The organism is Marinobacter nauticus ATCC 49840 (genome assembly GCF_000284615.1).
GTDB classification, from domain to species: Bacteria; Pseudomonadota; Gammaproteobacteria; order Pseudomonadales; family Oleiphilaceae; genus Marinobacter; species Marinobacter nauticus.
In genome coordinates, this window is record NC_017067.1 from 3282227 (window position 1) to 3294076 (window position 11850).

General features: G+C 57.8%; 8 protein-coding genes. 1 reads left to right on the forward strand and 7 read right to left on the reverse strand.

Going from position 1 to position 11850, the window contains the following annotated elements:
* Positions 1-34: 34 nt before the first annotated feature.
* Positions 35-1978: an ATP-dependent zinc metalloprotease FtsH gene (gene ftsH / locus MARHY_RS15260; protein ID WP_014422598.1), complete on the reverse strand. Its 1944-nt coding sequence runs from the start codon at positions 1976-1978 to the stop codon at positions 35-37.
* Positions 1979-2257: 279 nt separating this feature from the next.
* Between ftsH and yhbY the strand changes: the two genes are divergently transcribed.
* Complete coding sequence (gene yhbY, locus MARHY_RS15265; RefSeq protein WP_011786768.1) at positions 2258-2566, forward strand: ribosome assembly RNA-binding protein YhbY; 309 nt, start codon at positions 2258-2260, stop codon at positions 2564-2566.
* A gap of 78 nt (positions 2567-2644) precedes the next feature.
* Here the strand turns inward: yhbY and greA are convergent, their stop codons facing one another.
* From greA to dnaK, 6 genes are all read right to left on the reverse strand, one after another.
* Entirely contained in the window at positions 2645-3124 is a 480-nt protein-coding gene (gene greA / locus MARHY_RS15270; protein ID WP_022991279.1) for a transcription elongation factor GreA, read from the reverse strand.
* 4 nt (positions 3125-3128) lie between these two features.
* On the reverse strand, positions 3129-6347 hold the full coding sequence (carB, locus tag MARHY_RS15275; protein ID WP_014422600.1) for a carbamoyl-phosphate synthase large subunit: 3219 nt from the start codon (positions 6345-6347) through the stop codon (positions 3129-3131).
* An 82-nt stretch (positions 6348-6429) separates the two neighbouring features.
* A complete protein-coding gene (gene carA, locus MARHY_RS15280) occupies positions 6430-7560 on the reverse strand; it encodes a glutamine-hydrolyzing carbamoyl-phosphate synthase small subunit (RefSeq protein WP_014422601.1) in 1131 nt (376 codons plus the stop codon).
* A gap of 339 nt (positions 7561-7899) precedes the next feature.
* Positions 7900-8703 carry a 4-hydroxy-tetrahydrodipicolinate reductase gene (gene dapB, locus MARHY_RS15285; RefSeq protein WP_014422602.1) on the reverse strand — a complete coding sequence of 268 codons (804 nt, stop codon included), beginning with the start codon at positions 8701-8703 and terminating at the stop codon, positions 7900-7902.
* Between the two features lie 11 nt (positions 8704-8714).
* Positions 8715-9839, reverse strand: a complete 1125-nt coding sequence (dnaJ, locus tag MARHY_RS15290; protein WP_014422603.1) for a molecular chaperone DnaJ — start codon at positions 9837-9839, stop codon at positions 8715-8717.
* 78 nt (positions 9840-9917) lie between these two features.
* A complete protein-coding gene (gene dnaK / locus MARHY_RS15295) occupies positions 9918-11843 on the reverse strand; it encodes a molecular chaperone DnaK (protein ID WP_014422604.1) in 1926 nt (641 codons plus the stop codon).
* Between the last annotated feature and the right edge of the window lie 7 nt (positions 11844-11850).

An 11850-nucleotide genomic window follows, 5' to 3' on the forward strand; every position in this document is an offset into this window, starting at 1 on the left:
CGGCGCATTCAGTTACTCAGGCTTTGACGGCGAGTCAGTGCTCGCCGGCGGGACGCCCTACGCCGGGCTGCCGGCCATCGTCGGAGCTTCTGGGCTCCGGCGCCTGCTCAGGCTCTTCAGCCTTCACGCCTCCGGCGGGACCACTGTCACCCCAGTTTTTGGGCGGACGAGGCTCCTTGCCAGCCATGATGTCATCAATCTGGTAACGATCGATGGTTTCGTACTTCATCAGTGCTTCGGCCATCATGTCCAGCTTGTCCCGGTTATCAATCAGGATCTGCTTGGCCTTCTCGTAGCACTCATCAATGATATTGCGAACTTCCTCATCAATCCGCTGGGCAGTCTCTGGCGAGTACACCGTGTGCGCCTGCCCCGCAGAACGACCAAGGAAGGGCTCCTCACTGTCTGTGTCATACTGGAGAGGACCAAGTTTCTCGGACAGCCCCCAACGGGTCACCATATTCCGGGCCAGGCTTGTCGCCCGCTCGATGTCGTTGGACGCACCAGTGGTGACACCATCAAAGCCCAGGGTCAGCTCTTCGGCGATACGGCCACCAAACAGACTACAGATCGAGCTGGTCAGATAGCGCTTGGAGTGGCTGTACTTGTCCTCTTCCGGGAAGAACATGGTCACGCCCAGGGCGCGGCCACGAGGAATAATACTCACTTTATAGACCGGGTCATGCTCAGGCATCAGACGGCCCACAATCGCGTGCCCCGACTCGTGGTAAGCCGTATTCCGCTTTTCCTTTTCGCTCATCACCATGGACTTGCGCTCGGCGCCCATCATGATCTTGTCCTTGGCCAGCTCCAACTCTTCCATGGAGACCAGGCGCTGATTACGACGGGCCGCAAACAGCGCAGCTTCGTTGACCAGGTTGGCAAGATCGGCACCGGAGAAGCCCGGCGTGCCCCGCGCAATCACCGCAGGATCAATACCGTCGGCCAGCGGCACTTTTTTCATGTGCACTTTCAGAATCTGCTCACGGCCAATGATGTCTGGCAGGCTCACCACCACCTGGCGGTCAAACCGGCCAGGGCGCAACAACGCCGGGTCCAGCACGTCCGGACGGTTGGTGGCGGCAATGACGATAACGCCTTCATTGCCTTCGAAGCCGTCCATTTCCACCAGCAACTGGTTGAGGGTCTGCTCACGTTCGTCGTGACCACCGCCCATGCCAGCACCACGGTGACGACCAACCGCATCGATCTCATCGATGAAAATAATGCAGGGGCTCTGTTTTTTAGCCTGCTCGAACATGTCGCGAACACGGGAAGCACCCACGCCCACAAACATTTCCACAAAGTCGGAGCCGGAGATAGAGAAGAAAGGCACCTTGGCCTCGCCCGCGATGGCCTTGGCAAGCAGGGTTTTACCGGTACCGGGAGGGCCCACCATCAATACGCCTTTCGGGATGCGACCACCAAGACGCTGGAACTTGCTCGGATCCCGGAGGAAATCCACCAGCTCTTTCACATCTTCCTTGGCTTCGTCGACACCCGCGACATCGGAAAACGTGGTTTTGATCTGGTCTTCACTCATCAGGCGCGCCTTGCTCTTGCCGAACGACATGGGGCCCTTGCCGCCACCGCCGCCCTGCATCTGGCGCATGAAGAACACGAACAATGCGATGATGATCAGAATCGGGAACGCGGCTACCAGCAGCTGCGTCCACAGGCTCTGGCGCTCGGGCTCCTTGCCGATCACTTCGACGTTGTTGGCGAGCAGGTCATCCATCAGCTTGTTGTCAGACACCTGCGGCCGGATGCTCTGGAACTGGGAGCCGTCGTTGCGGACACCCTGCACCTGCAGACCATCAATGGTCACCTGCCGTACCTGGCCCTGCTGGACCATCTCGACAAACTGGGAATAGTTAACTTGTTGGCCGGTGGTGGTGGGAGAGAAATTCTGAAACACCATCAGCAGCACGGCGGCTATGATTAGCCAGAGAACCAGATTTTTTGCCATATCGTTCAAGGATCATCACCTGTGAATTGCAGGATCAGCGCCTGAAGGCCGCCAACCCTTTTCCGACACCTTACACCAATTGTACGCCGGTAAACCAGAAACGGCCCATCCGGAACCGATCGCGATACTACCTATATGGGACGCCATGACCGGAATTACAACACCCTCTGTAAGTGAATACGGCCATTTGTCATGAGTCGCTATCTGTTACAATCGCTGAATTATACGTGGTTGCCAGCGGATTCACCGCTGACCTTTTGTTAATTGCACCTATTAAGAGATTACATCATGAGTCTGTCACCGGAACAGCGCCGGGAATACCGGGCTATTGCCCACAACCTGAAGCCCGTCATCATCGTTGGCGACAAAGGCCTGTCTGAAGGACTGCAGGACGAACTGGACCGTGCCCTGAACGACCATGAGCTGATCAAGATCAAAGTCGCCAGCCAGGATCGCGAAGTCCGCCAGGAAGCCATTCAGGCTCTGTGCGAAAGCTCCGGCGCCGAACTGGTCCAGACGATCGGTAAAATCGCCGTCATTCTGCGTCGTGCGAAGAAACCGAACCCCAAGCTGTCGAATCTGCTGCGCAACAAATAAGCGTAAGCTGAGACGCGAAAAAGCCGGCCTGGTTCCCCAGAGCCGGCTTTTTCTTTACGCCCGATCAGCACAACCGAGTCAGATATATTCCACTTCGGAAATCTCGTACTCCACGGTACCGGAGGGGATACGGATAGCCACCACATCCCCTTCGTTCTTGCCAATCAGCGCGCGGGCGATCGGCGAGGACACCGACAGCTTGCCTGCCTTGATGTCGGCCTCATCTTCACCCACGATCTGGTAAGTAACCTCTTCGTCGGTTTCCATGTTGACCAGATGCACAGTGGTGCCGAAGATCACCTTGCCGGTATTCTCCATGGTGGTCACATCAATCACCTGCGCCACGGACAGCTTGCCTTCGATTTCCTGAATGCGACCTTCGATAAAGCTCTGCTGCTCCCGGGCCGCATGATACTCAGCATTTTCCTTCAGATCGCCGTGCTCACGGGCATCGGCAATGGCCGCGATCACCCGCGGCCGATCTTCGGACTTCAGCTTTTTCAGCTCCTCACGCAGACGGTCTTCGCCCGTCTTGGTCATCGGTACTCTGTCAGCCATAGCCTTACTTTCCTGCGTGTAGTTCCTGGAGGCGACGAACGGTGCGCTCCGGGCCAAACTTGATGGCCCGGCAGAAGGCTTCGCCACCTGCCAGTGTGGTTGTGTAGGTTACTTTGGTCTGCAAGGCAGACTGGCGAATCTGCGCCGAGTCAGAAATCGCCTTGCGACCTTCCGTAGTATTGATAATCAGCTGAACCTGACCATTCTTGATGGCATCGACAATGTGCGGACGACCCTCGCGAACCTTGTTCACCCGCTCAACGGCGATACCTTCGGCTTCCAGCGCCTTGGCGGTGCCAGTGGTGGCAATAATCCTGAAGCCAGCATCCACCAGGTCGCGGGCAACACTGGCCGCACCCGGCTTGTCCACATCGCGCACCGACATGAAGGCCACGCCCTGGGCCGGCAACCGTTCACCCACGGCCAGAGCGGCCTTGGCAAAGGCTTCATCAAAGCTGTCGCCCAGCCCCATCACCTCACCGGTGGATTTCATTTCCGGCCCGAGGATCGGGTCCACGGCCGGGAATTTGTTGAACGGGAACACGGACTCTTTAACGGCGTAGTAGGTCGGCACGATTTCCTGAGTAAAGTTCAGTTCTTTCAGGCTCTTGCCGGACATCACCCGGGCCGCAACCGCGGCCAGAGACACCCCGATAGCCTTGGACACAAACGGCACGGTCCGTGAGGCACGCGGGTTCACTTCGATCACGTAGATCTCACCATCCTGATAGGCCAGCTGCACGTTCATCAGGCCGATAACATCCAGCTCGATGGCCATTTTCTTCACGGCCTCGCGCATCTCGTCCTGCACCTGCTTGCTCAGACTGTAGGGCGGCAGGGAGCAGGCGGAATCACCAGAGTGAACACCAGCCTGCTCAATGTGCTGCATGATACCGCCGATCACAACATCAGTGCCGTCACTGATCGCATCAATATCGACCTCGATGGCAGCATTCAGGAAGTGATCAAGCAGAACCGGGCTGTCATTGGAGACCAGCACCGCGTTACGCATGTAGCGCACCAGTTCGGTTTCGTCATAGACGATCTCCATGGCCCGGCCACCCAGCACGTACGACGGACGCACCACCAGCGGGTAGCCAATCTCGCGGGCAGCCACGATGCCTTCCTCGTGGCTGCGCACAGTGGCATTTTCCGGTTGTTTCAGACCCAGGCGCTGGATCATCTGCTGGAAGCGCTCGCGGTCTTCGGCGCGGTCAATGGCGTCCGGACTGGTGCCGATAATGGGCACACCGGCGGCTTCCAGGCCACGCGCAAGCTTCAGCGGAGTCTGACCGCCGTACTGGACGATTACGCCCTTGGGCTTCTCGACGTTGATGATTTCCAGCACGTCTTCCAGGGTGATCGGCTCAAAATACAACCGGTCGGAGGTGTCGTAATCAGTCGACACGGTCTCCGGGTTGCAGTTGATCATGATGGTCTCGTAGCCGTCCTCACGCATGGCCAGGGCCGCGTGCACACAGCAGTAGTCGAATTCGATGCCCTGACCAATGCGGTTGGGGCCACCACCGATGACCACAATCTTCTCACGATCGCTTGGCTCTGCCTCGCACTCTTCCTCATAGGTCGAATACATGTAGGCGGTATCAGAGGCGAATTCTGCCGCACAGGTATCCACGCGCTTGTAGACCGGGCGGATGCCCAGGTCGTGGCGCAGCTTGCGCAGGCTGACTTCGGAAATGCCCAGCAGCTTGGCCAGGCGGGCGTCGGAAAAGCCCTTGCGCTTGAGTCGGAACAGGGTAGCCTTGTCGATATCGGCCTTACCGGCCGACTTGAGAGCCTGCTCTTCGCGCACGATGTCCTCGATCTGCACCAGGTACCAGGGGTCTACCTTGGTGTGGCGGAACACTTCGTCCACGGTCATGCCGGCGCGGAAGGCATCACCGATGTACCAGATTCGCTCGGCACCGGGTACGTTCAGCTCCCGGGTCAGGGTTTCTCGGCTGTTCTCGGAGTCCAGCTCTTCCAGCTTTTCATCGAAACCTTCAGAACCCACTTCCAGGCCACGCAGTGCCTTTTGCACCGACTCCTGGAAGGTCCGGCCAATGGCCATGACCTCACCGACAGACTTCATCTGAGTGGTCAGGCGGGCATCGGCCTGGGGAAATTTCTCAAAGGTAAACCGGGGAATCTTGGTAACCACGTAATCAATGGACGGCTCGAACGAGGCCGGGGTGACGCCGCCGGTGATCTCGTTCTGCAGCTCATCAAGGGTGTACCCCACGGCCAGCTTGGCTGCGACCTTAGCGATCGGGAAACCGGTGGCCTTGGACGCCAGCGCCGAGGAACGCGACACCCGGGGGTTCATTTCGATCACCACCATACGGCCGGTATCCGGATTGATACCGAACTGCACGTTGGAACCGCCGGTTTCCACACCAATCTCACGCAGCACCGCCAGCGAGGCGTTCCGCATGATCTGATATTCCTTGTCGGTGAGGGTCTGGGCGGGGGCCACCGTAATGGAATCACCGGTGTGCACGCCCATGGCGTCGAAGTTCTCGATGGCGCAGACGATGATGCAGTTGTCGTTCTTGTCCCGAACAACTTCCATCTCGTACTCTTTCCAGCCAATCAGGGATTCGTCGATCAGCAGCTCGTTGGTCGGGGACAGATCGAGACCGCGAGTACAGATCTCCTCGAACTCGTCCTTGTTGTAGGCAATACCACCGCCAGAACCACCCATGGTGAACGATGGACGGATAATGCACGGGAAACCGATGTCTTCGGAGATCTTCCAGGCTTCATCCATGGAATGGGCGATGGCCGCGCGCGGGCACTCCAGACCGATTTTCTTCATGGCCTTGTCGAAGCGGTCGCGGTCTTCGGCCTTGTCGATGGTGTCAGCGTTAGCGCCGATCATTTCAACGCCATGCTTCTCCAACACGCCGTGCTTTTCCAGGTCCAGCGCACAGTTCAGTGCAGTCTGACCACCCATGGTGGGCAGCAGGGCGTCCGGCTTTTCCTTTTCGATGATCTTTTCGACCGTCTTCCAGGTGATCGGCTCGATGTAGGTGGCATCGGCCATGGCCGGGTCGGTCATGATAGTGGCCGGGTTGGAGTTCACCAGGATCACCCGGTAGCCCTCTTCGCGCAGCGCCTTACAGGCCTGGGCTCCGGAGTAGTCGAATTCGCACGCCTGCCCGATCACGATGGGGCCGGCGCCCAGGATCAGGATGCTTTTAATGTCGGTACGTTTTGGCATGTCTTGGTAAACCTGTCAGCAACTTTTGAATTCTTGCAGCGCGGTATTCAGCGCCGGTGAGCTATCGTTGATGGCCTTGCCCTCAGGCAGATCGCGCTTCCATCAGCTGGATAAACTCGTCAAACAGCGGAGCCACATCATGGGGGCCCGGGCTGGCTTCCGGGTGCCCCTGGAAGCTGTAGGCCGGCTTATCGGTGCGGCGAATGCCCTGCAGAGTGCCGTCAAACAGCGATTTGTGAGTCGCTTCCACATTGGCGGGCAGGGTTGTTTCATCCACAGCAAAGCCGTGGTTCTGACTGGTAATCATCACAGTGCCTTTGGCAATGTCCTGCACCGGATGGTTGGCACCGTGATGGCCGTGGCCCATTTTCATGGTTTTTGCACCACTGGCCAGGGCCAGCAGCTGGTGGCCCAGGCAGATGCCGAATACCGGAATCTCGGTTTCCAGCACTTCCTGAATGGCCTTGATAGCATAGTCGCAGGGCTCGGGGTCGCCCGGGCCGTTGGACAGGAAGATGCCATCGGGCTTCATCGCCAGTACATCAGAGGCCGGGGTTTGCGCGGGCACGACGGTGATCTCGCAACCGCGGGCCGCGAGCATCCGCAGAATGTTGTATTTTACGCCGTAATCCCAGGCCACCACCTTGAACCTGTCTTCGGAGCGGTCACTGTAGCCGTTTACCAGATCCCACTCGGCCTGGTTCCACTGGTAGGCTTCGCTGCAGGTGACTTCTTTGGCCAGGTCCATGCCTTTGAGGCCGGGAAAGGCGTTAGCCAGTTCCAGTGCGCGTTCGGCAGTGGCGTTTTCACCAGCGACGATGGCCCCATTCTGGGAGCCCTTGTCCCGGAGGATGCGGGTCAGTCGGCGGGTGTCGATGTCCGCAATGCCAACAATGTTGTTGCTTCGCAGGTAGTCATCAAGGCTACCCTTGTTTCGCCAGCTGCTGGCGAGCAGGGGCAGATCCCGGATGATCAGGCCAGCGGCCTGGATGCGGTCGGATTCTACGTCTTCTTCGTTAACACCGGTGTTGCCAATGTGCGGATACGTCAGGGTAACGATCTGGCGGGAGTAGGACGGATCGGTCAGGATTTCCTGGTAGCCGGTCATGGCAGTGTTGAACACTACCTCGCCGCTGGTTTCTCCGTCTGCGCCGATGGCGGTGCCGTAGAAGAGGCTTCCGTCTGCGAGTGCAAGGATTGCTGGTGTGCTCAAGGCTTGTATCCTCATCGAGTGGCGTAAGTTCGTCACGAACAGGAACGCAAGCGCATAATCTCAGGTTGCAAAAAAGCGAGACAAGGTAAAAACCCGGTCCCGCTTTTATAAACTTTTCAAAGGTACGCTTGGTGCAGTCAAATCGCCTTATTGTAAGCGATTTTGGCGTTTTTTGTCCACGCCGAATTGCTCTCGGCCTGACGCAAACTCCGGCCACGGAAGCAGGGCACCTTCCCGAAAACCGCTACAAGCACTTCCATGTGAGCTTCTCTCCGGCCATCCATGGCCTCCGAAATTTTCGGGAAGGCGCCCTGCTCCCGCAGCCTCTGAGTATGTAGCTCAACCTTTCAGGTTCAGAACGTCCTGCATGTCGTAAAGACCAGCCGCCTTACCCTCAAGCCACAACGCGGCCCGCATGGCACCTTTTGCGAAAGTCATCCGACTGCTCGCCTTGTGGGTAATTTCGATGCGCTCACCCTCCGTTGCAAACAGTACCGTGTGATCACCCACCACATCGCCGGCGCGGATGGTCTCGAAGCCGATTTCCTTGCGGGTGCGTTCGCCGGTGAAGCCTTCGCGGCCATAGACCGCACATTCTTTCAGGTCGCGACCGAGAGCATCAGCCACCACTTCACCCATACGCAGGGCTGTGCCCGAGGGGGCGTCTTTTTTGTGGCGGTGGTGGGCTTCGATGATTTCCACGTCGTAGTCATCACCCAAGGTTGCGGCGGCGGTGCGCAGCAGGTTGAGGACGACATTGACGCCCACGCTCATGTTGGGCGCAAAAACGACCGGAGTGTTTTCGGCGGCCAGCGCCAGCTGCTCTTTTTCGGCGTCGGTCATGCCGGTGGTACCGATCACGAGCATTTTGCCGTTAGCGCTGCAAAACTTCGCGTTTTCCAGGGTCAGGTCCGGGAAGGTGAAGTCCACCAGTACGTCGAAGTCGTCTTTGACGTCGTCCAGGCTGGCGGCCATTTTTACGCCGGTTTTGCCGATGCCGGTCATTTCACCGGCGTCGGCGCCAATCAGACTGCTGCCCGGCTCGACGATGGCAGCGCCGAGCTCAAGGCCTTCGGTACCGTCGACAGCTTCGATCAGCACTTTACCCATGCGCCCGGCGGCGCCGATGATCGCTACCCTCATCTGCTCTACCCTCAGAATTTCATTTCGTCGAAGAAGTTTTTCACACCCTCAAACCATGAGGTTTTCTTGGGGGCATGATGAGTTCCGTTGTTACCATCCAGGGTTTGCTGGAATTCTTCCAGCAGCTCCTTCTGGCGTTTGGTGAGGTTCACCGGCGTCTCCACAATCACCCGGCACAACAAATCACCGGCCGGGCCACCGCGGACCGGGCTGACGCCTTTGTTGCGCAGACGGAACAGTTTGCCGGTCTGGGTCTCAGGCGGAATCTTGAGCTTTACGCGGCCATCCAGCGTTGGTACTTCCAGCTCGCCGCCGAGGGTGGCGTCGACGATGCTGATGGGCACTTCGCAGTAAAGATTGCGACCGTCACGGGTGAAAATGGAATGCTCACGAACGGCGACCTGTACATAAAGGTCTCCAGGAGGCCCTCCGTCTACACCCATCTCACCTTCGCCGGACAGGCGAATACGGTCGCCAGTATCAACACCTGGCGGCACCTTGACCGAGAGGGTTTTCTCCTGGCGCACCCGACCCTGGCCGTGACAGCTCTTACAGGGATTCTTGATGATCTGGCCGGAGCCACGACAGGTAGGACAGGCTTGCTGTACGGTGAAGAAGCCTTGCTGCATCCGGACCTGGCCCATGCCCTGGCAGGTGCCACAGGTTTCCGGGCGAGAGCCTTTTTCAGCGCCACTGCCATCACAGGCTTCACATTCTTTATGGCCAGGGATGTTGATCTTGACGGTTTTGCCTTTAACAGCCTCTTCCAGATCCAGCTCCAGGGTGTAGCGAAGATCTGCACCGCGGGTGGTTCGGCCACGGCCACCACCACCGAAGATGTCACCGAACACATCACCAAAGATGTCGGAGAAGCTGGCGCCACCACCGCCAAAGCCGCCGCCAGCCTGACCGTCTACGCCGGCATGACCAAACTGGTCGTAGGCGGCGCGCTTACTGGAGTCCGCCAGGATTTCGTAGGCTTCGCTGGCCTCTTTGAATTTGTTCTCGGCATCTTTGTCATCCGGGTTACGGTCCGGGTGGTACTTCATCGCGAGCTTTCGATACGCCCGCTTAATTTCCTTTTCGTCCGCATCCCGGGAGATCCCGAGTACTTCGTAATAATCGCGCTTGGCCATGCTTCAAAACCCTGTTTTTATAACGAGGAAAACGCGAGCCCGGCCCGCGTTTCCCCAACTACTTGATGTACCTCGGAATTACTTCTTGTCGTCGTCTTTGACTTCCTCGAACTCGGCATCGACGGCGTCGTCAGCACTCTTGGCCTGACCTTCTTCCTGGCCACCGGCCTGCTGAGCCTGGTCGGCCTGATCCGCGTACATCTTCTGAGCCAGCTCAGAGGACACTTCGGTCAGCTTCTGAGTCTTGGCTTCGATCGCTTCCTTGTCTGAACCCTCGAGGGCCTCTTCCAGATCCTTAATGGCGGCCTCGATGGACTCCTTCTCGCTGTCGGAGACCTTGTCACCGGCTTCACTCAAGGTCTTGCGCACGGCGTGTACCATGGCATCACCCTGGTTACGGGCCTGGACAAGCTCCTCGAACTTGCGATCTTCCTCGGCATTGGCCTCGGCATCGCGAACCATCTTCTCGATCTCGTCATCGTTCAGACCAGAAGAGGCCTTGATCACGATGGACTGTTCCTTGCCGGTCGCCTTGTCTTTGGCAGACACGTTCAGGATACCGTTGGCATCAATATCGAAGGTTACTTCGATCTGCGGCACACCGCGCGGTGCCGGCGGAATGTCGGCCAGATCGAAACGACCCAGAGACTTGTTCTGTGCCGCCTGCTTACGCTCACCCTGAACCACGTGAATGGTCACTGCAGTCTGGTTGTCATCCGCTGTAGAGAAGGTCTGCGATTTCTTGGTCGGAATCGTGGTGTTCTTCTCGATCAGCGGAGTGGCCACGCCACCCATGGTTTCGATACCCAGGGTCAGCGGGGTTACGTCCAGCAGCAGTACGTCTTTCACGTCGCCAGACAGTACCGCGCCCTGAATCGCTGCCCCCATGGCTACAGCCTCGTCCGGGTTCACGTCTTTACGCGGCTCTTTGCCGAAGAACTCTTTTACTTTCTCCTGCACCAGCGGCATACGGGTCTGACCACCGACCAGAATAACCTCGTCGATTTCACCGGCCTTCATGCCCGCATCCTGAAGAGCCACCTTACAGGGCTCCAGACTGCGCTGAACCAGATCTTCTACCAGCGATTCCAGCTTGGCACGGGTCAGCTTCACGTTCATGTGCTTGGGACCAGACGCATCTGCAGTGATGTACGGCAGGTTTACGTCGGTCTGCTGGCTGCTGGACAGCTCGATCTTGGCCTTCTCCGCCGCTTCTTTCAGACGCTGCATGGCCAGAGAGTCGCCGCGAAGATCGATGCCGCTGTCTTTCTTGAACTGGTCGGCCAGGTATTCAATCACTTTCAGGTCGAAATCTTCACCGCCCAGGAAGGTGTCACCGTTGGTGGCCAGCACTTCGAACTGGTGCTCGCCGTCTACGTCCGCAATTTCGATGATGGACAGATCGAAAGTACCACCACCCAGGTCGTACACAGCAACAGTACGATCACCGCTCTTCTTGTCCAGGCCATAAGCCAGGGCCGCAGCAGTTGGCTCGTTGATGATCCGCTTCACTTCCAGACCAGCAATCTTGCCAGCATCTTTGGTCGCCTGGCGCTGGCTGTCATTGAAGTACGCAGGCACGGTGATCACCGCTTCGGTTACCTTTTCACCCAGGTAGTCTTCTGCAGTCTTCTTCATTTTCTTCAAAACTTCTGCAGACACCTGCGGCGGCGCCATTTTCTGACCCTTTACCTCAACCCAGGCGTCACCGTTGTCTGCCTTGGCGATTTTGTAGGGCACCATCTTGATGTCTTTCTGAACCACGTCATCTTCAAAACGACGACCAATCAGTCGCTTAATGGCGTACAGAGTGTTGTGCGGGTTGGTCACCGCCTGATGCTTGGCTGACTGGCCAACCAGAGTCTCGTTGTCATCGGTGTAGGCGATGATGGACGGGGTTGTGCGATCACCCTCTGCGTTTTCAATTACCTTTACCTTGTCGCCATCCATGATGGCCACACAGGAGTTTGTGGTTCCCAGGTCGATACCAATAATCTTGCTCATCGAATCA

Excerpts from the sequence above, each read along its gene's own strand:
- dapB (WP_014422602.1), bottom strand. The coding sequence starts at position 8,703 with ATGAGGGTAGCGATCATCGGCGCCGCCGGGCGCATGGGTAAAGTGCTG.
- greA (WP_022991279.1), bottom strand. The coding sequence starts at position 3,124 with ATGGCTGACAGAGTACCGATGACCAAGACGGGCGAAGACCGTCTGCGT.
- dnaK (WP_014422604.1), bottom strand. The coding sequence starts at position 11,843 with ATGAGCAAGATTATTGGTATCGACCTGGGAACCACAAACTCCTGTGTG.
- dnaJ (WP_014422603.1), bottom strand. The coding sequence starts at position 9,839 with ATGGCCAAGCGCGATTATTACGAAGTACTCGGGATCTCCCGGGATGCG.
- yhbY (WP_011786768.1), top strand. The coding sequence starts at position 2,258 with ATGAGTCTGTCACCGGAACAGCGCCGGGAATACCGGGCTATTGCCCAC.
- carB (WP_014422600.1), bottom strand. The coding sequence starts at position 6,347 with ATGCCAAAACGTACCGACATTAAAAGCATCCTGATCCTGGGCGCCGGC.